We start from the raw sequence: 24,666 nt of genomic DNA on the forward strand, positions 1-24,666 counted from the left end.
GTCCCGTGCCACCTGGGTGGCCAGAGGTGCGGAGCCGTCAGACCTTGGCGCTCTCGTGGGTGTACCGCGTGACGGCCGGGTTGGCGGCCTTCACCGCCTCCAGCCGGCGGTAGGCCTCACCCTGCGCAGGACGCGGGTCGGTCTCGCCCTTGTTCGGCCACAGCGACATGGCTCGCTCGGCCTGCGCGGTGATCGTCAGCGACGGGTTGACGCCGAGGTTCGCCGAGACGGCCGAGCCGTCGACGACGTGCAGGTCGGGGTAGCCCCAGACCCGCTGGTAGGCGTCGAGCACCCCACGCTCGGGACTCGACCCGATCGTCACCCCGCCGAGGAAGTGGGCGGTCAGGGGGATGTTGGCGATCTCGCTGACGCTGCTGCCCGCGAAGGCCCTCAGCCCGGTCGCCGCACTGAGCCGCACCGCCAGCGCCTTCATCGCCTCCTGACCGGCCGGGATGTAGGTGGGGTTGGGCTCGCCGTGCCCCTGGCGCGAGGTCAGGCCCCGCCCGCCGAAGAGCCCGCTCCTGCCGGTGACCTGCAGCGAGTTGTCGCGCGACTGCATGATCAGGCCGATCACGGTCCGCTCGCTCCAGCGGTACTGCGACAGCGAGCGGAGGAAGACCACCGGGTGCCGCACCACCTCGACGAGGAACTGGACGGGCCGCGGCAGCCCACCCCCGGGCACGAGGATCGTCGCGAGCAGACCCATCGCGTTGGAGCCCTTGCCATACCTCACGTTCTCCACGTGGGTGTCGGCGTCGGGGTGGAACGACGACGTGATGGCGACCCCGTGCGAGAGGTCCTGGCCGGGCTTGACCTTCTCGAGCATCACGCCGTTGACGGCTTCGGAGTTGGTCCGGGTGAGGTGGCCGAGCCGGGCAGACAGGCGCGGCAGCACGCCCGTCTGGCGCATGGCGTGCAGGAGCTTCTGGGTGCCCCACGTCCCCGCCGCGAACACCACCTGGTCCGCAGTGACGGTATGCCGCGCCCGCCGGAACCACGCGCCGCTCGCCTCGTGCGTCACGGCATACCCACCACTGCGGCGCGGGGCGACGCGGACGACGGTGCGCATCGGCTCGATGGTGACCCCGAGCTGCTCGGCCAGGGCCAGGTAGTTCTTCACGAGGGTGTTCTTCGCACCCACCCGGCAGCCCACCATGCAGTTGCCACACTCGGTGCAGCCGGTGCGGTCGGGGCCGGCGCCCCCGAAGTAGGGGTCCGGCACGCGCTTGCCGGGCATGCCGTAGAAGACACCGGTCGGGGTCTTGCGGAAGGTGTCGCCGACCCCGAGGTCCTCGGCGGTCTGGCGCATGACGCCCTCGACGACGCCCTCGCACGGGGTGGTGACGACGCCGAGCATGGTCGAGGCGGTGTCGTAGTGGGGCGCCAGCTCCGACTGCCAGTCGGTGATGTCACCCCACTGGCGATCGGCGAAGAACGACGCCGGAGGCACGTAGAGGGTGTTGGCGTAGTTGAGCGAACCGCCACCGACGCCCGCTCCGGCGAGGATCATCACGTCGGGCAGCCGGTGCACCCGTTGCACGCCAAAGCATTTCAGCTTGGGCGCCCACAGGTAGCTGCGCAGGTTCCACGACGTCTTGGCGAAGTCCTCGTCGCGGAACCGGCGGCCGGACTCGACGACGTGGACGCGATAGCCCTTCTCGGCCAGCCGCAGCGCCGTGACCGAGCCGCCGAACCCTGACCCGACGACCAGGACGTCGTAGTCGCTGCCCCTGCCGCCCGGACCCGCACCTGTCACGCGCGCCCCGCGGACTTCAGCACTCGGAGGGCGGCGGTCATCAGGCGCGTGTAGGTCTCCTCGCTCATCCCGGCGACCGGAGCGATGGGGAGGACGTACTGCGCGGTGACGTTCTGCGACTCGGTGTACTTGAGGATGCCCTCGCTGCCGTGCCGCCGGCCGACGCCGGACTGCTTCATGCCACCCATCGGGGACGCGACACTCCCCCACGCGGCGGCATACCCCTCGTTGACGTTGACGGTGCCGGCCTTGATGGCGGTCGCGATGCGGCGGCCGCGCGTGACGTCGCGGGTGTAGACCGCGGCGTTGAGGCCGTAGTCGGTGTCGTTGGCGAAGCGGATCGCCTCCTCGTCGCTGTGCACCCGGTAGATCGCGACGACCGGGCCGAACGTCTCGTCGTCGCGCAGCGCCATCGCGGCCGTCACGCCCTCGAGGACGGTGGGCTCGTAGAAGTAGGGGCCGACGTCGGGGCGGGCGCGTCCACCGGTGAGCACCCGAGCGCCCTTGGAGCGGGCGTCCTCGACGTGGGCCGAGACGCGCTCGAGCTGGAGGGCGGAGACCAGCGATCCCATGTCGGTGCCGTAGGCGAGCTCGGCGCCGAGGCTCATCTCCTCGACCGCCGCCACGAACCGCCGGGTGAACTCGTCGGCCACCGCGCCGTGCACGAGCAGCCGCTCGATCGAGATGCAGAGCTGGCCGGCCGACGAGAAGCAGGCCCGCACCGCACCCTCGACCGCCTTGTCGAGGTCGGCGTCGTCGGCGACGTACATCGAGTTCTTGCCGCCGAGCTCGAGGGAGTAGCCGACCAGGCGCCCCGCGACCGAGGTGGCGACGCGTCGCCCGGTGTCGGTCGAGCCGGTGTAGCAGACGTAGTCGGTCAGGTCGACGACCGCCTGACCCACCGACGGCCCGTCGCCGAGAACGACCTGCAGCACCGACTCGGGGAGCCCCGCCTCGGTGAGCAGCTGAACCGCCTGCAGGGCGGTCAGGGACGCCTGCAGGTCCGGGCGCAGCACGACGGCGTTGCCCGCCATGAGCGCCGGGATGGCGTCGGTGATCGCGAGCGACAGCGGGTAGTTCCAGGGGCTGACGATGCCGACGACCCCTCGGGGGTGGTGGTGCACCGTGCTCTGGGTCAGCACCGGGAACAGCCCCGCGCGACGGCGCGGACGCAGGTATGCGGCGGCGCAGCGGGCGTAGTGCCGCGCCACGATCGCCACGTCGGCGACCTCTTCGAACGCCTGGCGGCGGGTCTTGCCCGACTCCAGCTGCACGATGTCGAGCAGCTCGACCTGCCGCTCCAGGACGAGGTCGTGGTAGCGCAGGAAGATCCGCTCGCGCAGCTCCATCGGCGTCCGCGCCCACTCGCGCTGGGCCGCTCGTGCGGCGTCCACCGCGACGACGACGTCCTCACGGGTCGACAGCGGCAGCGAGCCGAGCGGCGCGCCGGTGAGCGGCGTGTGGCTGACGTGGTGCGCGGCACGGGGCGCCGCCACCACCCGCCGGGCCAGCCGTCGGACCAGTGCCGGGTCCACGGCATACGTGGCGGTGGGGTCGGTCTCGGGGTCGGCGACGACGTCGTGAGCCATGCCTCGCAGCCTAGGTCCGGCGAGCGCTTCTTACCAGTAGTAAGTTAGCGACCTTCCCCACACCGCGGACCGACGGGTCGGTCAGCTGCGCTGGTAGGGGGCGACGACGACTTCGACCCGCTGGAACTCCTTGAGGTCGGAGTAGCCGGTGGTAGCCATGGCCCGGCGCAGCGCCCCGATCAGGTTGCTCTTGCCGTCCGCCGTGCGACCGGGACCGAAGAGGATCTGCTCGAGCGGCGCGAGCGCCCCGACCTCGACCCGCTCGCCTCGCGGCAGCTCGGGGTGGTGGGCCTCGGAGCCCCAGTGCAGCCCGCGGCCGGGAGCATCCGTCGCCCGGGCGAGCGCGGCGCCGAGCATGACGGCGTCGGCGCCACAGGCCACGGCCTTGACGATGTCGCCGCTGTCACCCATGCCGCCGTCGGCGATGACGTGGACGTAGCGGCCACCGGACTCGTCGAGGTAGTCGCGACGGGCGGCGGCGACGTCGGCGATGGCGCTGGCCATCGGGGCGTGGATGCCGAGGGTGCGACGGGTCGTGTGCGCCGCTCCCCCGCCGAACCCGACCAGCACCCCGGCGGCACCGGTGCGCATCAGGTGCAGGGCCGCCGTGTAGGACGCGGCGCCACCGACGATGACGGGCACGTCGAGCTCGTAGATGAACCGCTTGAGGTTGAGCGGCTCGGCCCGGCCGGAGACGTGCTCGGCGCTGACGGTCGTGCCACGGATGACGAACAGGTCGACCCCGGCGTCGACGACGGTCTTCCAGAACTGCTGGGTGCGCTGCGGGCTGAGCGCCCCGGCCGCGGTCACGCCGGCCTCGCGCACCTGGCGCAGCCGCTCAGTGATGAGTTCGGGCTGGATCTCGGCGGCGTAGATCTCCTGCATCCGCGCGGTGGCCAGCGCCGGGTCGAGGGTGGCGATCTCGGCCAGCAACGGCGTCGGGTCCTCGTAGCGGGTCCAGAGCCCCTCGAGGTCGAGCACCGGCAGGCCACCGAGCCGACCGAGGGCGATCGCGGACTCGGGCGACATCACCGAGTCCATCGGCGCGGCGATGACGGGGATGTCGAAGTGGTAGGCGTCGATCTGCCAGCCCACTGACACGTCCTCGGGGTCGCGGGTGCGGCGCGACGGCACCACGGCGATGTCGTCGAAGGAGTACGCGCGGCGACCGCGCTTGCCTCGGCCGATTTCGATCTCAGTCACCGCGCAAGGCTATCGGCAGCCGACGGGTGCGCCGCGCCATGGGCCACCGCATCGGCCACCGCACGGGCCGCGCTCCAGCGCCCGGAAAGGGACGACGCCCCGTCGCCGGGTGAGGGGGGCGACCGGCGACGGGACGTCTTTGGATCGTCGCGACCGACCGCGGCCCGTCAGCGACGACGTTCAGAGGCACCCCTGTTGGGGCGTGTGAACGTCCGTGTCGCAACCCTAGGTTGCGCGCTCGCGAGGCGACTCACCCAGATTGCGTATGCCGGTCTGGACGGCTTCCAGACTCCCGTCGCCGCGACGCGCGCGGGGCCGGCCGCGCGGGCATACCGGCGGCGGTGACGCAGCCGGACGGGCGGTCAGCGACCGCTGTAGTTGGGCGCCTCGACGGTCATCTGGATGTCGTGCGGGTGGCTCTCCTTGAGCCCCGCGGAGGTGATCCGCACGAACTTGCCGCGGGCCTTGAGCTCGGGGATGGTGGGTGCGCCGACGTAGAACATCGACTGCGCCAGGCCGCCGACGAGCTGGTGCACGACGTTGCCGAGCGGGCCGCGGTAAGCGACCTGGCCCTCGATGCCCTCGGGCACGATCTTGTCGTCACTGGCGACGTCGGCCTGGAAGTAACGGTCCTTCGAGAAGGACTTCTTGCCGCGCGAGGCCATCGCGCCGAGCGACCCCATGCCGCGGTAGGACTTGAACTGCTTGCCGTTGACGAAGATGAGCTCGCCCGGGGACTCCTCGCAGCCAGCCAGCAGCGAGCCGAGCATGACCGTGTCGGCCCCGGCGACGATCGCCTTGGCGATGTCACCGGAGTACTGGAGGCCGCCGTCACCGATGACCGGGACCCCGGCCTTGCGGCAGGCGAGTGAGGCGTCGTAGATAGCCGTCACCTGCGGCACGCCGACCCCGGCGACCACGCGGGTCGTGCAGATCGAGCCCGGGCCGACGCCGACCTTGACGGCGTCGACGCCAGCGTCGACGAGGGCCTGCGCGCCGGCGCGGGTGGCGACGTTGCCGCCGATCACCTGGACGTGGCGCGTGGCCGGGTCGGTCTTGAGGCGGCGGACCATGTCGAGCATCAGCCGGGCGTGGCCGTTGGCGGTGTCGGCGACGAGGACGTCGACCCCGGCCTCGACGAGGGTGGTCGCCCGCTCCCACGCGTCGCCGAAGAAACCGATGGCGGCACCGACGAGCAGCCGGCCGTGGTCGTCCTTGCTGGCGTGGGGGAACTGCTCGGACTTCACGAAGTCCTTGACGGTGATGAGTCCGGCGAGGCGACCCTCGCCGTCGACCAGCGGCAGGCGCTCGCGCTTGTGCTGGCGCAGCAGGGCCGTGGCGTCCTCCCGCGAGATGCCGACCCGACCGGTCACGAGGGGCATCGGGGTCATCACGTCGCGCACCCGGGTGGTCGCCCACTCGGCGACCGGGGTGAAGCGCAGGTCGCGGTTGGTGATCACGCCGAGCAGGTGGTCGCCCTCGTCCACGACCGGGAGACCGGACACGCGGTACTCGCCACACCGACGGTCGAGGTCCTCGAGCGTGGCGTCGGGGCCGATCGTCACCGGGTTGCTGATCATGCCGGTCTGGGTCCGCTTCACGAGGTCGACCTGGTAGGCCTGGTCCTCGATCGAGAGGTTGCGATGCAGGATGCCGATGCCGCCCTGCCGGGCCATCGCGATGGCCATCCGCGACTCGGTGACGGTGTCCATGGCTGCGGAGACCAGCGGGATGCGCAGCGACAGCTCGCGGGTCAGCCGCGCGGTGGTGTCGACGTCGGAGGGGATCACGTCGGTCTCGCCGGGCAGCAGCAGGACGTCGTCGTAGGTGAGTCCGAGCTTGCCGAACGGGTCGTGCTCCTCGGGCTCAGGAGCGGCGGCCTCGGAGGGGGCGGGACCTGATGCAGGGGAAGGAGCGGACTCCTCCAGGCGGTGACGGTCGTCGAGGTCCACACCAAGGCTCATTGCCCAATCGTAACGGGCGCCACCACCGGCCCGTGACGACCCACCGCACGACCCAACCCGAGCGGGCCACCGCCAGTCACGAGACCGGGGCCGGCTGCCCCGTCCAGCATCTGGGACAGCCCGCTTTGGTGTGAACGGCCTTGAACAAACCCTTACGTTACGGGCCTGTTTCCGCAGGTCACACGGCGGTAGCGTCCGAGACGTGCGGCATCGTGCCGCGGGGAGATGAGGACGACATGGCTGAGTTGTCACGGCTTCCGGGACCCATCGCCGACCTGTGGGATTGGCAGCTCGACGGGTCGTGTCGGCAGATCAACCCAGAGGTCTTCTTCCACCCCGAGGGTGAGCGTGGCCCGGCCCGCCGCTCGCGCGACTCGCAGGCCAAGGAAGTCTGTCTCGCCTGCCCGGTGCTCAAGCAGTGTCGCGAGCACGCCCTCCGGGTCCGCGAGCCCTACGGCGTGTGGGGCGCGATGACCGAGGACGAGCGTGAGGCGCACTACGCCGGCCACGCCGTCCCCGCCGCCAGCTGACCGACCTAGACTCGGCTGCGTGAGCAGCCCTGTCGACGTCCCCATCCGCGACGAGTCCATCCGGCTCGGCCAGCTCCTCAAGCTCGCCGGCGTGGTCGACGACGGCGCGATGGCGCGCTCGGTCATCGAGCTCGGCGAGGTGACCGTCGACGGCACCGTCGAGGTGCGACGCGGCGCGCAGGTGCGTCCCGGCCAGGTCGTGAGGTATGCCGGGGAGTCACTGCACGTCGTCGCCGGCGGCTGAGCGCCGCCGTCCCTTCACCTCAGGTCACTGGGCGACGAGCAGGGCGCGGAGCATGTCGCGGGTCTGGCTGCTGGCCGCCCAGTTGTCCCGCGACTGCCAGTCCACCGAGAAGACGTCTGCGCAGTTGCTGCTCAGCTCGAGCATCCGCCCGTTCTGCATCCGCGCCTCGACGACGAACAGCGACGTCCCTGTGGTGCAGGTGCTCCCCGCCTGCGTCCTCGACCCGCCCCTGGCGAGGTCGGCATTGAGCTGGGCCAGCTGCGGTGTGCCCATGACGTTGGTGCGGACCGGCCGGAACCGCGGAACGGCGGTCGCCACGGCCCGCGGGTGCAGGCAGGCGGTCGCGGCCACCAGCACCGTGCCACGGGCCAGGCTCGGCGGGGCCACCCCGGGGGGCGCGAGCGACTTCCCCAGCACTGACGGGCAGCCGAGGAACCCGCTGTCGGTCGCGTCGGACCCCGAGTCGGCCATGGCTCCCTGCTCGGCCAGGGCGGCGTAGTAGCTCGCGAGCGCCGGCCAGCCGTTGCAGGCCAGCCCCTCGTTGGCGTAGGTGCGCACCGCGCCGTCGGTGCCGAGCAGCAGCAACCGGAAAGCCGGCCCGATCGGCAGGGCCGGGCACTCCGCACCGGTCGTGCGAGGCGCCAGCACGAGCGCGTCCACGGCGAGGGGCACGCTCACCGGCGCATCGGGCGGCAGGGAGCCCGACCACACCGAGCCCTCGTCGGTCTGCGCGCACACCAACACCGCCGACACGGAGCGGCTCAGGGGCTCGGTCGTGACCGGCGGTGGGGTGGGCGGCGCGACGGAGTCGCGGCAGGTCACGCCCGACGGCTTCGGGCTGGGAAGGGGGGTGACCCGGTCTGGGTCTCCCCCCGCGAGGAGGCCTCCGACGGTGACCGCCGCCACGAGGGCGACTCCCCCCAACGCCCAGCCGCGGGCGCCCCGCCAGCGGGCGGCATACGGTCTGGTCTGCTCGAGGAGCCCGGCCACGGACGGGTCCTGTGGTGGCAGCGCGTCGAGCACCACCCGGAGCCGCTCTTCGTCGAGACCGAGCCGGCCACCGACCGTGTCGAGGGCGTGCAGCCGGTGTCGCCGGGCCGCGGCGACGTCGTCGTCGAGCGCCGCAGCGACCTGGCCGTCGGAGAGTCCGTCGAAGGTCCACAGCACCAGGGCCACCCGCTCGCGCGGCCCCAGCCCGGCCAGGGCACCCAGCACATCAGCGCGCGACGGCGGGTCAGCCACGGGAGCGCGCTGCTCCGACCGGCGGACCCGGACGTGGCGGCGCCGCAGGTAGGTCTCCACGAGCGCACGCCTCAGCTCGGCGTCGTACGAGCCTGCGCCGACGTGCGACAGGTGTCGCCACTGCGGCCAGCTGCGGGCGAACGTGGTGCGCACCAGGTCCTCCGCGCCCCGGTCGTCCCCCACCAGCAGCCAGGCGGTCCGCAGCAGGTCGGCACCCCGGGCGACGACGTACTCGTCGAAGCTGGGGGGTTCGGCGAACCGGTCCGCCATGGCCACCTTCGTTCTGCGCCACCCTGCACTGCCCGAATCGTATGCCGACCGCATCGTATGCCGCGCGGCCCGGCAGCGGACCGGCCGCGATCTGCGCGGTCGCGGGGGTTGGGCTTGCTATGCCGTGCCCCACCCTCAGGGGCACGGCATAGCGCGGCCAACCACAGGTCCGCCGCAGCATGGCGAAGGCCCGCCCCCGAACGGGGACGGGCCTTCGACGAGAGGTGCTTTGGTCAGTGACCGTGGCCGTGACCGTGGCCGCCACCGGCGGCCTCGTGCTCCTCTTCCTTCTTCTCCACGACGAGCGTGTCGGTGGTGAGCACCATCGACGCGATCGAGGCGGCGTTGACCAGGGCGGAGCGGGTGACCTTGACCGGGTCGATGACGCCGGCCTTGATGAGGTCGCCGTACTCGCCCGTCGCAGCGTTGAGGCCGTTGCCGGCGGTGAGCTCGCGCACCTTGGAGACGGCGACGTAGCCCTCCATGCCGGCGTTCTCGGCGATCCAGCGCAGCGGCTCGGCCGAGGCCTTCTTGACGATCAGCGCACCGGTCGCCTCGTCGCCCTCGAGGTCGAGGTCGTCGATGACGGTGGAGGCGTGGACGAGGGCGGAGCCGCCACCGGCGACGATGCCCTCCTCGATGGCCGCGCGGGTCGCCGAGATGGCGTCCTCGATGCGGTGCTTCTTCTCCTTGAGCTCCACCTCGGTGTGGGCGCCCACCTTGATGACGCAGACGCCACCGGCGAGCTTGGCGAGGCGCTCCTGGAGCTTCTCGCGGTCCCAGTCGGAGTCGGTGCGCTCGATCTCGGCCTTGATCTGGTTGACCCGGCCGGTGACGTCGTCGGAGTTGCCGCCGCCGTCGATGATCGTGGTGGTGTCCTTGGTGACGACGACGCGGCGGGCCTGGCCCAGGACGTCGAGGTCAGCCTGGTCGAGCTTGAGGCCGACCTCCTCGGAGATGACCTGGCCACCCGTGAGGGTCGCCATGTCCTGGAGCATCGCCTTGCGGCGGTCGCCGAAGCCCGGAGCCTTGACCGCGACCACGTTGAACGTGCCACGGATCTTGTTGACCACCAGGGTCGACAGCGCCTCGCCGTCGATGTCCTCGGCGATGATCAGCAGGGGCTTGCCGGTCTTGACGACCTTCTCCAGCACCGGGAGGACATCGGCGATGGCCGAGATCTTGCCCTGGTTGATGAGGATGTAGGCGTCCTCGACCACGGCCTCCATGCGCTCGGCATCGGAGACGAAGTAGGGCGAGATGTAGCCCTTGTCGAACTGCATGCCCTCGGTGAACTCGAGCTCGGTCGTCGCGGTCGAGGACTCCTCGACCGTGATGACGCCGTCCTTGCCGACCTTGTCGAACGCGTCGGCGATGGTCGACCCGATGGTCTCGTCCTGGGCGGAGAGCGACGCGACCTGGGCGATCTCGTCCTTGCCCTCGATCTCGCGAGCGTTCTCGAGCAGCCGGGCGTTGACGGCCTGGACGGCTGCGTCGATGCCGCGCTTCAGGCTGGCCGGGGCGGCGCCTGCAGCAACGTTGCGCAGGCCCTCCTTGACCATGGCCTGGGCGAGCACGGTCGCGGTGGTGGTGCCGTCACCCGCGACGTCGTTCGTCTTGGTGGCGACCTCCTTCGCGAGCTGGGCGCCGAGGTTCTCGTAGGGGTCCTCGAGCTCGATCTCCCGCGCGATGGTCACGCCATCGTTGGTGATCGTGGGGGCGCCCCACTTCTTGTCGATGACGACGTTGCGGCCCTTCGGGCCGAGCGTCACCTTGACCGCGTTCGCGAGCGCGTCAACGCCGCGCTCCAGCGACTTGCGGGCGGAGTCGTTGAACTCCAGCGTCTTAGCCATGAAAATCCTTCTCTAGCAATCGGATTCAGCGGTGCAGTGAGATTCGGGCTGCCGTGACCTGAGCGTGAAGGCGACGTGCCCTGTATGCCGGGTAGCCGGCATACAGGGCACGTCACTCACAAGGTGCGGATGCTCAGCCGACGATGGCGAGGATGTCGCGAGCGGAGAGGATGAGGTACTCCTCGCCGCCGTGCTTGATCTCGGTGCCGCCGTACTTGCTGTAGATCACGCGGTCGCCGACGGTGACGTCGAGCGGGACGCGGTTGCCGTTGTCGTCGATGCGGCCCGGGCCGATCGCGAGGACCTCGCCCTCCTGGGGCTTCTCCTTCGCGGTGTCCGGGATGACGAGGCCAGACGCGGTGGTCTGCTCGGCCTCGACGGACTTGACGACGATGCGGTCTTCGAGCGGCTTGATGGAAACCGACACGGTGAGGACCTCCCCTTCGGGAATGTCGAAGTTGGACAGTGGTGGGTGGAGCTGGGTGCTGCCGATCCGGTCGCCGTCGCGGGGGTCGACCGGCTGGCTGCGTTAGCACTCGGCGAACCGGAGTGCCAACGCAAATCTAGGCTCGCGGTTAGCACTCGGTCAACTCGAGTGCCAGAACTGGACGGCGCGTTCGCCGAGGGCGGACGGCCGGAACCAAATCCGCTGGCGCCGAGCACCCCTGAGCGGGCAGGGTCTGGTCGCATGACGACCTCCACCAGTGACCCCGCCGAGCTGCTCCGCGCCTACGACGAGCAGCTGCGGCAGGAGGCCGAGGTGCCGTCCGCCATCACCGTCGACCGGCTCGGGCCACTGGTGCTCGCGACCTACCTCGGCGGACGTGGCTTCATCACCTACAAGAACTTGGAGGTCGACGGCCGGCCGGCCGACGAGGACTCGGTCCGGCAGCTCGTGGAGCAGGCGCTCGCCCACTACGAGGCGATGCCCGAGATCCAGCGGGTCGAGTGGAAGACGCGCGGCCACGACCACGCCCCCGGCCTGCACGAAGCGCTCGTCGCCCACGGCTTCGTCCCCGAGGAGCCCGAGTCGATCATGATCGGCGAGGCGGCACTGCTCGCGGTCGACGTGGAGCTCCCCGAGGGTGTCGTGGTGCGCAGGGTCACCGACGAGGACGAGGTCAGGGCCATGACGGCCATGCAGGGCGAGGTCTTCGGGGACGAGCCGGCCGAGCTCCAGGCCATGGTCGAGCAGATCCTGCACCGGCTCCGCACGCGTGACGACATGGAGATGTGGGTGGCCGAGCACGACGGCCGGATCGTCAGCGCCGGCCGCCTCGAACCCGTCGACGGCACCGAGTTCGCCGGGATCTGGGGTGGCTCGACGCGACCGGAGTATCGCGGGAAGGGCATCTACCGGGCCCTGACGGCGGCCCGGGCACGGTCGGCCATGGGCTATGGCAAGCGCTACATCAACAGCGACTCGACCGAGTTCTCCCGGCCGATCCTGGAGCGGTCCGGACTCGTCAAGGTCTCGACGACGACTCCCTACGAGTGGCGCCCCACTCGCTGAAACTCGGCACAACCAGAAGGCTCCGGCGTGCGTCTTACTGGATGACGGTTCCGTCGGAACCCACGTCACGACCGGGGGTCCCTCGTCATGAGCGGTCCGAGCGCGTTCCAGCCCGGTCCGGCCCAGGGCGAGTCCCAGCCCACGGTATGGGTGCCGGGACCCGCGACCTCGGCACGCGGCATACGCAACAATGCGCGACATGGATCTGGCCCTGCTGCGACGGCTGACCACCGGCGAAGGCTGGGGTCTGCTGCAGTCGCTCCCCCCGTATGAGGAGTCGGGAGCGCTGGCCCTGCAGCAGCGGCTGCGCGGCGCCGGCTTCGACCCGGACCTCGTGGCGGCCGCGCTCAACCAGGCGAGGCTGCGCGCCCGGGCCGTCGAGAAGTTCGGCGAGTTCGCCCGCGGCATGGTCCTGACGTCCGACGGGCTGGAGCAGGCCACCCGGCTCGGCGTCGCCGCGCAGCACGCCCAGCGCTACCGCGCCGCCGGCATCCACACCGTCCACGACCTCGGCTGCGGCATCGGCGCCGACGCGATGGCGATGGCCGGACTCGACCTGAGGGTTCGTGCGATCGACGCCGACGAGCTGACGGCCGGCATCGCGGCGGTCAACCTGCGGCACTGGCCCGACTCGACCGCGCAGCAGGGCGTCGTCGAGGAGTTCACCGCCCCGGCCGGCGAGGGTGGTCGCGGTGTCGGCGCCTGGCTCGACCCGGCCCGACGCACCCCCGGGATCGCCGACGCCAAGGGTCGCACCCGGCGGATCTTCAACCTCGCGGAGATCTCCCCGAGCTGGACCACCGTGCAGGAGGTCGCCCGAGCCCTCCCTGCGACCGGCGCCAAGCTCAGCCCCGCCTTCCCGCACGCCGCGCTCCCCCCGGGGGCCGAGGCGCAGTGGACCTCGTGGGAGGGCGATGTCGTCGAGTGCGCGCTCTGGTGGGGCCCGCTGGTCCGGACTGCCGGGCGCAGCGCGGCCCTGCTGCGCGCCACGGGTCCCGCCGTGGTGGTCACCGAGGCCGACACCGACGGCGACGCCCCAACGCTGGTCAACCTCGCCGACCTCGGCGGCTGGCTCTACGAACCCGACAAGGCCGTGCTCCGGGCCGGCCTGGTCGGCGCCCTGACCGCCGCGACCGACGGGGCCGAGCTCGATGCCGGGGTCGGCTACGTCGGGTCGAGCCGGTCCGTGGACGTGCCCTTCGCCAAGCGGTATGCCGTGGTCGAGGCGATGCCCTTCAACGTCAAGGCGCTGCGTGGCTGGCTGCGCGACCACGGGATCGACCGGCTGACCATCAAGAAGCGCGGCGTCAGCGTCGACGCCGACCTGCTCCGACGCCAGCTCCGGCTGCCGGCCAAGGGCCACCAGGAGGCGACGGTCGTCCTCACGCGGGTCCGCAGCAACCAGGTCGCGCTGATCGTCCACCCAGCCTGACCGCCGGTATCTCATGCAAAAGGCGAGTTAGCGCCGGTCGGGACGGCGCTAACTCGCCTTTTGCATGAGATAGCGCCGTGAGGGCTGGTCCGGGTCGGTGGAACCGGAGGCAACAAAGGGCAAAGCGAGGCAAGTGGTGTCTGAAATGCCCCGGAGTTGGCCCTGCGCCGTGACCATCTCGTATCCTCAGCGGCGATGTCCTCCCCTCACTCCGCCGGTTACGGCCGCCACCGTGGCGCCAGCCCCCGACCCACGACCCTGTTGTCCAGGGTCTGGCGACGTCCGAGCCACCGCTCGGCCGTCAAGGGACTGGGCCTGGCTGCGTCGGCCCTCGGAGTGGCCACCGCCTTCGCGGCCCCCGCGCCGGGTGCGTCCTTCGAGCTGACCGCTGCCGAGGTGCAGCAGCAGCCCGTGGTCGCCCGCGCCGAAGCCGTGTCGACCCCGGCCCGGGTCGCTGACTACGGCGTCATCGGGTTCACCGCCAGGGCCGCCGCTCCCAAGGCCAAGGCCACCGAGGCCGCCAAGAGCACCCGGACGACCACCGGTATCTCCCGCAACACCTCCCGCGTGGGCCTGGGCAACGTCGGCGGCATGACCCCGAACGCCATCGCCGTGATCAACGCCGTGAAGGCGCAGTTCCCCGGCTCCGGTCCGTTCGGTGGCTACCGTCCCGGCGACCCGCTCGACCACGGCACCGGTCACGCGGTCGACATCATGTGCAGCACGGCCGAGGGCAACGAGATCGCGAGCTTCCTCCAGGCGCACGCCGGCGAGCTCAACATCAAGTACCTCATCTGGCGCCAGCGCATCTGGTACCCCGGTGGCAGCTGGCAGGGCATGGAGGACCGCGGCAGCGCCACGGCCAACCACTACGACCACGTGCACGTCTCGGTCTTCTAGACCTTCCCCCTCGCCGTTCTCCGCCGGACCTCGCTAGAGCTGGGGGTCGAGCTGGGCGCCTCGGTGGCGGACCGCGTCTGCCCCGGCCTGGCTCGCGGCCCTGATCGCCGCATCCCGGTCCGCTCCGCGTGCCAGCGCCGCGGCGAGGGCACCACAGAACGCATCGCCCGCGCCGGTCGTGTCGACGACGTCTGCCGCGTCGACCGGTATGCCGTCGTGCCGCTGGCCGTCCCAGCTGCAGCCTGCGGCGCCGAAGGTCACGAGCAGCGAGGTGGGCTGGGCGTCGCTGTCCGCGAGCTGGAGCGCCTCGTGCTCGTTGACCACCAACGGGTCGGCGAGGGCCGCCACGTCGTGCGGGAGGGCGGCATACGGGGCGGCGTTGACGACCACCCGCGCGCCCGCGCCGTGCGCCCGGCGGGCGGCCGCGGCCACGGTCCGCACCGGCACCTCGAGCTGGAGGAGGAGCACGTCACCCGCGCCCAGGCCCCCCAGTGCGTCGGACAGGCCCTCCGGACCAACCTCCCCGTTGGCGCCGGGGATCACGACGATGGCGTTCTCACCCTCGTCGTCCACCGTGATCCAGGCCTGACCGGTCGGCGCGGTCGCGGTGGTGCGCACGGCGGAGACGTCGACCCCACGGGACCGGAGCCGCTCGACGTAGGCTCGCCCGCCCTCGTCGTCACCGACCGCGGCCACCATGACGACGTCGGCGCCGGCTGCGGCAGCCGCGACGGCCTGGTTGCCACCCTTGCCGCCGGCAAACCGCTCCAGCGCGCCATCGGCGAGGATCGTCTCGCCCGGACCGGGATGGCGTTCGACGGCGGCGACGAGGTCGACGTTGAGGGAGCCCAGCACCACGACCCGGCCCATCAGCGCATCCCCCGACCGACCGTGTCGAGCCAGAGCGTCGCGTAGCGCTGGGCGTCGACCTCGACACAGACGTCGATGGTCGACCGCGCCGGCCCGTGCGGGTCGTGGTCGAGCCCGGCGGACCAGTCGCGACGGTCGACGATGGTGCGCCCCCGCGACCAGGTGCCGGCCAGCTCGACCCGCACCGGCAGGCGCTCGCGACGGACCCCGGCGGGCTCGAGCACGGCACAGACCGCGCCCGCGTCGCCGATGGTGGCGTCGACCGTCCCGAACCGCTCGCACTGGAACGCGATCAGCCGACCCGCGAGGTCTGCGGCGTCGTGGGCCTCCGGGGCGGACAACCTTCGTGCGGTCTCCAGACCAACCCGCGGGGCGTAGAAGACGTCCAAGCCATACATCGTCACCTGGATGTCGAGGTCGGCACAGGCGTCGAGGACTACCGCAGCCGCCTCGGGGTCGTGGAACACGTTGAACTCCGCGGACGCCGTCGCGTTGCCGGTCTCGGCCGCCCCGCCCATGAAGACGATCTCGCGAATTCCCTTGGCAACACTGGGATAGGTGCGTAGGAGGAGGGAGATGTTGGTGAGGGGTGCGAGCGGGATGAGCGTGACTCGGCTGTCGGCGTCGCCTTCCGCCGCCTCCAGGAGCACGTCGCGCAAGAGCTCCACGGCGTGCCGCGGGTCGGGCTGCCGCTGCGACTTGGGCCAGTCGAGGTCGCCCATGCCGTCCTGCCCGTGCACGTGCCGGGCGTCGACGGGTTCCTCGAGGAGCGGGCGCTCGGCACCCCTGGCGACGGGCACGTCGCGGCGGTCGGCCGCGTCCAGGACGGTGAGCGTGTTGGCGACCACTGCGTCCACCGCGGCGTTGCCGCCGACGCAGGTCACGGCGCGCAGGTCGAGGGCTGGGTGGAGCGCCGCGAGGAGCAACGCACATGCGTCGTCGACGCCGGTGTCGACGTCGAGGACGACGGGAATGGCCATACCGCGATCCTGCCAGAGCGGGCCGCGCGGCTCCGGTGCGGTTTCGTCGCGGCTGGACCAGCGGGATAGGTTCGGGCCGTGACTGCGCACCCCGCCCGCCACACCCGAGTCCTCGGGGCCGCAGTGGCGGTGTTGGCCCTCACCACCACGGCCGCCTGCGACTCGGGCACCCCGGGGGCTGCCTCCACCACCGGCACGAGCGCCTCCTCAGGCAGCTCCTCGCCGTCCTCGTCCTCCTCCACGTCCTCGTCGAGCTCCAGCTCGTCCTCGTCCAGCTCCACGACCACCGCTGTGCCCACGTGCGGCGAGCAGCTGGCCGGCGCCATGACCCCGGCCCAGCGGGCCGGACAGCTCCTGATGGTCGGGCTGCAGCCCACCGGCAGCTCACGCACCCTCGCCGCCCAGGTGAAGAAGCAGGGCCTGGGCGGGGTCATCTACCTCGGCGGGTGGTCCGACGGTGTGGCGTCGATGGCCGCCATCTCGGACCGGCTCCAGTCCGCCGCCGAGGACGGCCTGCTCGTCGCCGCCGACCAGGAGGGTGGCCAGGTGCAGCAGCTGCGGGGTGCAGGGTTCACCCGGATGCCCTCCGCGCGCACGCAGGCCCAGTCGGGGGTCGACACCGAGGAGAAGAACGTCGAGGCCTGGTCACGAGAGCTCAGGAAGGCCGGCGTGAACATCAACCTCGCTCCCGTCAGCGACACCGTGCCCACCTCGCTCGGAGCCGCCAACCAGCCCATCGGCCGCTACCGCCGAGACTTCGCCCCCGGCTCGCCCAAGACCAATGCGCCGTATGCCGCGGCGTTCGTCCGCGGGACCCTCACCGCCGGCATCGCTCCGACCGTCAAGCACTTCCCCGGGCTCGGCCGGATCACCGGCAACACCGACGTGACCAGCACCGGCATCACCGACCGGACCGCCGACACCGACGACCCCTACCTCGCGCCGTTCGCCGCCGGGATCGAGGCGGGTGCACCCCTCGTGATGGTCTCCTCCGCCTACTACCCGAAGCTCGACGCGGACCACCAGGCGATGTTCTCCAAGGCGATCGTTACCGGGCTGCTGCGCGAACGGATGGGCTTTGACGGGGTGGTCATCACTGACGATGTGGGCGCGGCCAGGGCGGTCTCGGCGGTCCCGGTCGGTCAGCGCGCGACGAGGTTCATCGCGGCAGGCGGCGACATCGTGCTGACGGCACGGGCCTCGCAAGCGCCGGCCATGCTCAAGGCCATCGCCGCGAAGCGGGCGGCCAGCCCGGCGTTCGCCGCTCAGGTCGACGCAGCCGCGGCTCGAGTCCTCGACCTGAAGGCCGACCTCGGCCTCGTGAAGTGCAGCTGACCCGCGCAAGCGACACCTCGAGACTCCCGGACGAATGCCATAGAAGGGGTGTGTCACCCCGGACCGATAACGCGGGCCCGCAAGCCGCTGCTTACCGCCCACTAAGGGCGCCCCACTCCGCCGACTACGGGCGCCCACTCTGCCCGGGTGCGCATGTTGGACAACGAGCCTTTTCCTCTCAACACCTGACCTCGCCACGTGGTCCGTAGCACCAGAACCGTTGGAGAACGGGCGGGCTAGTCACCGACGATCCCCATGCCCCTAGGACTGCGCGCCACTGGGGACTGGGGACCATCATTACTACCGCCCCACGAAGTCGGGGCTGGTCGGTCGCCGTGATGACTCGGCGTCACCCGCTCAAGGGAACCCCTTGGTGGGCCGGATTCGTCTCACGGCCCAGCGCCAGTGGAGGGGAAACTGCAAGCCGACGGTCCGGAGGTGCTGCGCTGGATCTGCGAGAGAGACTCGTACAGGTTCTCTAGCTGCTGTATGGGATCCCAGCTGTACCCGAGCCCGACGCTCCCTCCTAGCGTTCCGATGCCGACCTCGACGGCCGGTCGATTACCAGGCGAGTAGGTGCCTCCGGCGCTGAAGCCATCCGCGCCGACGCTGCCGTTGATCGACCATGCAGTGTTGAAGCTCTGGAGTTCGGCAGAGCTGGCAGGCTGGCCGAGCATTCGGCCGAACCGAACACTTGCACCAGGCGACGAGCTGACACCGATGCCGATGTAGAAGTGTTCGAAGCGGTCCCCTCCCACGTGAAGGCCGAGGTAGTAAGACAGGTCTAACGACCAGTAGTCCCAACTGCATGAGGGTTTGCTCGGTTTGAGGAGATCCTTCGCATTGTCGGCGCCTCCGCCCCGACCCGCTGGGTTGCGCTCCTTGACCACGTCGGTTGGGTCTGGAAAGTCACCACGTTCGGATTGAATCCAGCTGCAGGACTCGAAACCATCGTCGAGCACGACACACGCTCCGAGCCGAGGGAGCAGCCCGAGCGGGTCTGATGCGTTAGTGGGGTCGTTGAGAACATAGGTGTATGCGTTGAACATCCGCGGATCACTCAGGAGGGGCGCTCCGGCGCCCACGCGGTCAAGAAGCAGGGGGTCGGGGGTGAGGAACCGACCGCACCACGGGTCGTAGAACCGAGCTACCGCGTAGTTGAGCCAAGTTGTGGACTCCCCGTCGTAGCCGCCGAACCCCGTCCCAAGAGATGGCCGCGCGTTGGCGTCGGGCTTGACGCCGTACGGGAACCACACGACGTCAGAGTTCTCCGTGGGAGTCCCGGATTCTTCAGTCCAGTAGCGTGTTCCGGTTCGCCCAGGGTGCAGGTAGTAACGGCCCGCAGCGCTGTCGACCGCCAGTGGTCGAGATCCGAAGTAGACGACACTGCTTGACTCGTCCACGGCGACAGTGCCACCCCCCGCCGCCCGGGTGCGGTGCACGCCGATGACCTGATCCCGGTCCCATGCGTATCGCATCGTCTCACCCGTCGGGGGGAACGTCGATCCGCGACGCTTGGGACACACCCCGTACAGATGCTCGGCGAGCACCTGTCCCGTCGCGTCCGTGACGCGCGCGAGCCGCCCCTCCGCGTCGTATGTGAAGCGCACCGGGGCCCCGGTGTTCGGGTCCGGACGCTCCACGAGGTTGCCAGCGGCGTCGTAGGCCCAACCGGCCGCGGCGATCTGGTTGGTGGTTACGTCTGTGACCAGCCCGGACACGCCGTCGGTCGATACCGGATCCCCGCGCGAGTCAGTGCCGGTGGCGGCCACGTTGATCCGGTTGCCGTATCGGTCGTACGTGTATGTCTGAGTCCAAGTCGGGTCTCCGGCGGGTCCGCAGGTGGCGTTGGTCAGCCGACCGAGGGTGTCGTACTGATACGCGAGGGCATCCTCGGGCACCCCGTCTGTGACGGACGTGACCTGGCCGGTCTTTCCGGTTCCGCTGACATTCCGGACATACGTGTACCGGAGGTCGAGCAGGGTGCCGAGAGCGTTGCTAAGGGTCTGCCGGTCCAGCCAACCGTGCCAAAGGTCGGACGAGTAGGTTTCGGTGATCTGCGCGACGCCTGGTGCGCCGACTCGAAGCCGAGTCAAGCCGCCCGAGGGGTTGTAAATAGCGTCGGTTGCGACGACCGCGTCGTCAATCGTCACCTGGGTGACCGCCGATCGCATGCCATACGTCCGCACCACGACGGGCCGCGGGGAGCCAGCCTCGCCGTATCTAGTCGGGTAGGTAAGCGTTCGGACGCGGCCAAGAGCGTCATGGTCGTAGTCGACGGTAAACCGCTCGTTCGGACGGTCGTTCATGGTCACTGTGCTCGAGGTGACGCCAAAGTGGGGGTTGTAGGCGAAGGTCTGTGTGCTATTTCCGGCCGACGACTCGCGCGTCACCCTGCGCAGGTCGCCGTCTTTCGCGTACTCGTATGTGACGTCCGGGCAGCCGAGCACTTCGGGGCCCGCCGGGTCGACTCCGGTGGTGTCGTAAACGATGCCCTGCAGCCGGTCGAGGGGGTCGTTCCCGTAGTCGAGGCGGACTCTTACTCCACGGCTATCGGTTCGGGAGGTGAGATTCCCGCGCGGGTCGTACGTTCGTACCTCGCTCCACAGACCGGCAGCCGACCTGGCGCCGCTTTCATCCAGTGCCCGCCCGCGTTCGGGAAGGGTGAATGCCGTCAGGCGACCGAGGCCGTCGTAGCGGAAGATTCGGCTCTGGTCGAAGATGAGCCGGGGCATCGGGGTGAAGTGGGGGTTGGACCGGATCTCGACGGTGGTGCCGGGGTAGCGGTACTCGGTTTGAAGGCCCCCCGAGGCGAGGACCTTTCCGCTACCTGCGGGGTCCGGTTCGACGACGGTGTTCACACGTCCTAGGACGTCTGAGCAGGCCCAGCGCTCCCGGCCCCACGGGTCGACGGTGCGCACCGTGTGCGCCGGGTAGGACTGTCGGGTGTTCGGGGCATCCTTCTCGTCGTGGAACCAGCGAGATGTGCTCCCGTCGACCGTCAGTTCCGTGAGGCGTCCGAGCGCATCGGTGGTGCGTGTGGTCCACTGGATGGGGTCGCCATCGCGGTGCGGTGCACTCGTACGCGTCACACGGCCGAGCCGATCAGCGTGCGTATCCACGACGTCGTAAGTGCCGGCTGGATTGGCGGTCTTTACGGCGGCGATTCTGCCGAGTCCATCGAACACTTCGACGGTCACGGCGGCCTCTTTGCCGGCCTCGTCACGGACGACGGTCGTGCGGGTGAGGAGAGCGTCCTCGTAGGTGACCTCGGTCCGCGATCCCAGCTGGGTCGCCTCGATCTTGATCACCCGGAACCCGTTTGGCTCGTATGCCAGATCTGTCACGCAACCGTTGACGTCGGTGGTCGTGATGGGGAGCCCGAGGATGTTGTACCTGACGGCGGAACTGAGCTGGATGGGGGAGGCTGGGTCGCGGGAACCGGTCACGATGGTGCTCGGTTGCGAGAACTGCGTCGTCGCGTCGAACGTCCAGGTGGTCCTTTGGGGCGCTACCTCGTGGAGCACCTGGTTGCCACACAGGTCGTACTCAATATGGGTCAGGACCGGCCCTCCTCCTCCCCGCGCGGCTGGTCCTTCGGGGTCGGTGTACCGACAAATATCAGTGACTAGTCCGCGGATTCTCGTCTTCGGATCGTACGGTCCTGTCCAGTACCCGGGGACGGGTGTGGTCCACTTGGGTGGGTGGTGGTGAGAGTCGTAATGCTCTTCGGTCGTGGGCGGGATCCAGGTGGTTTTCACTGGGTTATACCGGTCATCGAAGCATGGCGGCCCAGCCACGGGGTGCAGGCCAGCACGGTCATACGCGTACGTGGTGGCGGACACCGGAGCGTCGTGCTCGTCCACAACACGCACCTGCGTTGGTAGGTGGAACAGGTGCCGTTCGGCGTATACCGGGTCGTCCAGGTAGTCGGTTATGGTGCGGGACGCAACAGCCGAGCCGACGTCAAACTGCCGCACTTCGGTGACCTGGTTGTGCCCGGCGGTGTAGTGGAAGTCCGTGCGGGTAACCCCACCCCGCCCGTTGGTCGTCTCTACCCTGACAACTCGCGGCGTGCTGTCGTCGCCAGCTTCCCAAGCAGTAGCAAGCTTCTGCATCTGGGTGCCGTCGCTGTTGTAAGTCGTCAATGAGGTGAGCAGCGCGTTGCCGCTGCCACGGTCAACGGTTTGCGTGACTCTGCTGCCGTCCGGGTACGCGATGGTTGTGTCCTGGGTGTTGCTGTTGCCGTCGCTGATCGAGTACTCGGTCACTTCCGGCGCAGCGCCCGCTTCCTGACCGGCCCAGCTTTCGGCCATTCGGGTGTAGGTGGGGGAGTTGTGCTGCTTCGGGCCGCCAGGGGCGGCCGGATAGTTGTATGCGCGCAGGTGTGACATCTCGCCTGGTTCGAAGGCGCCCTGGGGGTCGTTGGCAGCCTCGCGCCACCCCATGCCGCGACAGGCGCGGACGATTTGGAGCATCCCGTAGGGGGAGTAGTCGCCGTCCTCGCCGAACCAGTACCCGGTGCCCGTCTCAGGTGACAGCACGCCGTCGATGACCTGGACCGGGGCGGGCTGCTCAACGGTCAGTTCCGCCGAGAAAGCGTGCTCGACGGCGTGCTGGCGGTAGTGCAAGCGCAGGAGGACGATGTCCGCTCCGGAGCTGGCCGGTCCGCTGATCGTGATCAGCCGGTCCGCTGCGTCGTAACCGAAGGTGACGACACGTCCACAAGAGTCGGTGATGCTTTCTATCTGTGGGCCTAGGCTCTTCTGGTAGGTGATCGTGATCGTGTTGCCGTGCCGGTCGATAACCGCTGTCGGGTAGAGGGTGTGCCCGTCCTCGGACTCCGCACTGAACTCGATGATCCGCCCGTCTGGGAACATTGCGCTACCGGACCGTAGGTGTCCTGTCTCGGGACCCTGCTCGTGGATGTACTCGACGAGCGTGCCGTCTGTCGTCTGTTCGTGCACGACGGTGCGACCCGAGGAGTACGGGGTGCGGCTCAGCTCGTGGAAAGGGTGGCGGGCTCCATCCGCGGCCACCAAGATGCTCCTGCCCTTGTCCATGCCGACGATCCGGCCAAAGCCCAGGCGCCATCCAGGGGCTGGCCAATCGTGGTCGACGTCGAAGATCATGGTCTCCGACGCTTTGGTGACACGCTGCCAGACTCGCGAGTTGTAGGTGAGGTCGAGTCCTAACGAATGAGAGGCTCGTCCCGGGTAGTTGACCACGGGCACGTTAAAGGTGAAGTTTCCGCTGCCCACCCCAGCCGCACCATGGAGCGCGGCTGCATGCTTCGCCAGCGCAGTGTGACTTATAGCGGGACGGAGGGCGGCGCGATAAGGGGTACCGCCCCTCCACGCATCAGGGGAGGTGGCAACCAACGGGTCAATATCGTTCCAGCCCGAGCGCAGCATGTGGCCCTCCCCGAGGCCGCTTCAACGGCGACCGTAGAGCGCCTCCAACCCTGCGTGGTGGCGAGTACTGACGTTGCACGCCCAGCATCCCCCTCCATGCACACACAGGCATCCACAACATGGCGTAGTTCCCCGGGGTAAAACCACCACACCCCGGCCGTTTAGGAGATTAAACGCCCCTAGTGGCGTTCAAGGTGCAATATTGCAATGCCGGCCGCCGACACCGCCGAAGAGGGCACCGTGATAACTGACTCTGTTCCGTGGAAGGACGACTTGATCCGAGTCGCCGACCGACTCGAGGCTCGCGCAAACCAGAAGCGCTGGACCGAACGCACCTCCTATCTGGTCGAACGAGACGTCCTCGTGGGCGCATTCAGCACGCGCAAACTCCTCGACTCGCACAAGGTCTCGCAGCAGACCTCGGGGAAGACATTCGCTGTGCAAAGAGCGGAGCTAACGGGCGAGGCTGCGGATCCCTGGACTGCATACTTGTACTGGGAGAACTACGACGTCGAGAACCAACAAGACGCTCAACTTGGGCTCCGGGACCTGACGAATCAGTTGATCCACAGCATGGTCCTCTTCCCATCCGCCACGGAGACGCCGCCGCACCACCTAGACGGGGTCATCGTCGGATCAGATCACGCCGTTGGCACGCAGGTGTACTTTGTGCCTCTCGCGTCTCTCGTCGAGGCTTTCCGAAGCGTTGGACTTGACCAACCCATGGTGTGGCAGATGCGAAGGGACGCGAAAGGCAAGCGAGTAATAACAGTCCTGCCCTAAGACGCACCTGTCACCCCCAAACCGCCATCCCGACGCGGCAGCATCCGGCAGGTGAGCGCAGATCGCCCCAACCCAGAATCCGGTGCCAATCTGCACCAGGTGCGGGTGCCTGCGGCGGAAGTCCAGAGTTACCGCGAGGCTCTCGTCGGCGGTGAGGAAGTTCTGGTGGGCGAACGTCCCGACCGATCTGAACTCGCTGGGCAGGACGGGCCTATTTCCGGATCCAATGGCAGGTCGGTCCCCAGTTCCCGCACAGGAAGACATCTCTGAACCAGTCGACGCCGAAGTCACTGACACCGAGACTCGTCGCGAGGTGGCCGCGACCGTGTTCACGCCACACGTGGGAACCCCAATGCCAACCGACATCGACACGCCCCTGACGTCCATCGGGGTCACCTTCGGAACTAAATCTCAGGGGACGGACCAGAATCTTCCTGAGCATCATCTCGAATGTCCCTCAAGGACAAGGCGTCCGCGTCGAAGGGCTCTATCCGAGAGCGTGTCGGCGACTGCTCCCCCACGTCGACCGGCGGGCCGATTGCGTCTTTCCGGCTCCCTTCTGTTGTCAACGGGCGTGTCTGAGGGACCTTCGCGTTGTGGTCTTCCGGCCCGGGTCGGTGCGGCGTAGCGTCGGTGTTGCGGGTCCGGGAAGTGGCTGATCCGAAGTGTCGATGTGCGGGGGCAGGTCGACCGCGCTGGATTGAAGTGACGCCCCGCAGTGCCCTCCCGGGCCCGCCTCAGGTGCCATCGCTCGTGCTGGCTGGGCGGCGCGGCGGGCGTCGGCGACC

The 24,666-nt window shown here is 69.6% G+C and carries 17 protein-coding genes; 7 read left to right on the forward strand and 10 right to left on the reverse strand.

Annotated features, from left to right (window positions below; genetic code table 11):
* Nucleotides 1-37 precede the first annotated feature (37 nt).
* From AC1DWJ_RS16555 to guaB, 4 genes are all read right to left on the reverse strand, one after another.
* Nucleotides 38-1,756: a GMC oxidoreductase gene (locus AC1DWJ_RS16555; protein ID WP_477621383.1), complete on the reverse strand. Its 1,719-nt coding sequence runs from the start codon at nucleotides 1,754-1,756 to the stop codon at nucleotides 38-40.
* Nucleotides 1,753-3,345, reverse strand: coding sequence for a succinic semialdehyde dehydrogenase (locus tag AC1DWJ_RS16560; RefSeq protein WP_477621384.1), 1,593 nt, complete (start codon nucleotides 3,343-3,345; stop codon nucleotides 1,753-1,755). Before AC1DWJ_RS16560 ends, AC1DWJ_RS16555 begins: the two co-directional genes overlap by 4 nt.
* An 81-nt stretch (nucleotides 3,346-3,426) precedes the next feature.
* The gene (locus AC1DWJ_RS16565) at nucleotides 3,427-4,548 is read right to left on the reverse strand and encodes a GuaB3 family IMP dehydrogenase-related protein (protein ID WP_056923048.1); all 1,122 of its coding nucleotides are present in this window, start codon (nucleotides 4,546-4,548) and stop codon (nucleotides 3,427-3,429) included.
* 362 nt (nucleotides 4,549-4,910) lie between these two features.
* A complete protein-coding gene (gene guaB, locus AC1DWJ_RS16570; protein ID WP_457252729.1) occupies nucleotides 4,911-6,512 on the reverse strand; it encodes an IMP dehydrogenase in 1,602 nt (533 codons plus the stop codon).
* Between the two features lie 236 nt (nucleotides 6,513-6,748).
* On the opposite strand from guaB, the gene AC1DWJ_RS16575 reads away from it, so the two are divergent.
* A complete protein-coding gene (locus tag AC1DWJ_RS16575; protein WP_457252730.1) occupies nucleotides 6,749-7,042 on the forward strand; it encodes a WhiB family transcriptional regulator in 294 nt (97 codons plus the stop codon).
* Nucleotides 7,043-7,061: 19 nt separating this feature from the next.
* Nucleotides 7,062-7,286 carry an RNA-binding S4 domain-containing protein gene (locus AC1DWJ_RS16580; RefSeq protein ID WP_477621385.1) on the forward strand — a complete coding sequence of 75 codons (225 nt, stop codon included), beginning with the start codon at nucleotides 7,062-7,064 and terminating at the stop codon, nucleotides 7,284-7,286.
* A gap of 24 nt (nucleotides 7,287-7,310) precedes the next feature.
* Here the strand turns inward: AC1DWJ_RS16580 and AC1DWJ_RS16585 are convergent, their stop codons facing one another.
* The 3 genes from AC1DWJ_RS16585 to groES all read right to left on the reverse strand — a co-directional run bounded on the left by AC1DWJ_RS16585 (nucleotide 7,311) and on the right by groES (nucleotide 11,078).
* Nucleotides 7,311-8,798: a SigE family RNA polymerase sigma factor gene (locus AC1DWJ_RS16585; protein ID WP_477621386.1), complete on the reverse strand. Its 1,488-nt coding sequence runs from the start codon at nucleotides 8,796-8,798 to the stop codon at nucleotides 7,311-7,313.
* A gap of 233 nt (nucleotides 8,799-9,031) precedes the next feature.
* Nucleotides 9,032-10,651 (reverse strand): chaperonin GroEL, encoded by a 1,620-nt coding sequence (gene groL, locus AC1DWJ_RS16590; RefSeq protein WP_457252733.1) that lies wholly within the window; start codon nucleotides 10,649-10,651, stop codon nucleotides 9,032-9,034.
* A 133-nt stretch (nucleotides 10,652-10,784) separates the two neighbouring features.
* The gene (groES, locus tag AC1DWJ_RS16595; RefSeq protein WP_056916628.1) at nucleotides 10,785-11,078 is read right to left on the reverse strand and encodes a co-chaperone GroES; all 294 of its coding nucleotides are present in this window, start codon (nucleotides 11,076-11,078) and stop codon (nucleotides 10,785-10,787) included.
* Nucleotides 11,079-11,339: 261 nt separating this feature from the next.
* On the opposite strand from groES, the gene AC1DWJ_RS16600 reads away from it, so the two are divergent.
* From AC1DWJ_RS16600 to AC1DWJ_RS16610, 3 genes are all read left to right on the forward strand, one after another.
* A complete protein-coding gene (locus AC1DWJ_RS16600) occupies nucleotides 11,340-12,164 on the forward strand; it encodes a GNAT family N-acetyltransferase (protein ID WP_477621387.1) in 825 nt (274 codons plus the stop codon).
* 199 nt (nucleotides 12,165-12,363) lie between these two features.
* Nucleotides 12,364-13,596: a class I SAM-dependent methyltransferase gene (locus AC1DWJ_RS16605; RefSeq protein WP_477621388.1), complete on the forward strand. Its 1,233-nt coding sequence runs from the start codon at nucleotides 12,364-12,366 to the stop codon at nucleotides 13,594-13,596.
* Between the two features lie 195 nt (nucleotides 13,597-13,791).
* Complete coding sequence (locus AC1DWJ_RS16610) at nucleotides 13,792-14,496, forward strand: VldE C-terminal domain-containing protein (protein ID WP_477621389.1); 705 nt, start codon at nucleotides 13,792-13,794, stop codon at nucleotides 14,494-14,496.
* Nucleotides 14,497-14,529: 33 nt separating this feature from the next.
* Here the strand turns inward: AC1DWJ_RS16610 and AC1DWJ_RS16615 are convergent, their stop codons facing one another.
* Nucleotides 14,530-15,366 carry a PfkB family carbohydrate kinase gene (locus AC1DWJ_RS16615; RefSeq protein WP_477621390.1) on the reverse strand — a complete coding sequence of 279 codons (837 nt, stop codon included), beginning with the start codon at nucleotides 15,364-15,366 and terminating at the stop codon, nucleotides 14,530-14,532.
* Complete coding sequence (locus AC1DWJ_RS16620; RefSeq protein ID WP_477621391.1) at nucleotides 15,366-16,346, reverse strand: nucleoside hydrolase; 981 nt, start codon at nucleotides 16,344-16,346, stop codon at nucleotides 15,366-15,368. Before AC1DWJ_RS16620 ends, AC1DWJ_RS16615 begins: the two co-directional genes overlap by 1 nt.
* A gap of 78 nt (nucleotides 16,347-16,424) precedes the next feature.
* Between AC1DWJ_RS16620 and AC1DWJ_RS16625 the strand changes: the two genes are divergently transcribed.
* Nucleotides 16,425-17,681 carry a glycoside hydrolase family 3 N-terminal domain-containing protein gene (locus AC1DWJ_RS16625; protein WP_477621392.1) on the forward strand — a complete coding sequence of 419 codons (1,257 nt, stop codon included), beginning with the start codon at nucleotides 16,425-16,427 and terminating at the stop codon, nucleotides 17,679-17,681.
* 389 nt (nucleotides 17,682-18,070) lie between these two features.
* On the opposite strand, the gene AC1DWJ_RS16630 is transcribed toward AC1DWJ_RS16625, so the two are convergent.
* Nucleotides 18,071-22,813 carry an RHS repeat-associated core domain-containing protein gene (locus tag AC1DWJ_RS16630; RefSeq protein ID WP_477621393.1) on the reverse strand — a complete coding sequence of 1,581 codons (4,743 nt, stop codon included), beginning with the start codon at nucleotides 22,811-22,813 and terminating at the stop codon, nucleotides 18,071-18,073.
* A gap of 489 nt (nucleotides 22,814-23,302) precedes the next feature.
* Between AC1DWJ_RS16630 and AC1DWJ_RS16635 the strand changes: the two genes are divergently transcribed.
* Nucleotides 23,303-23,878 (forward strand): hypothetical protein, encoded by a 576-nt coding sequence (locus AC1DWJ_RS16635; protein WP_477621394.1) that lies wholly within the window; start codon nucleotides 23,303-23,305, stop codon nucleotides 23,876-23,878.
* The last annotated feature ends 788 nt before the right edge of the window (nucleotides 23,879-24,666 follow it).

Source organism: Pedococcus sp. P2_D7 (assembly GCF_056404295.1).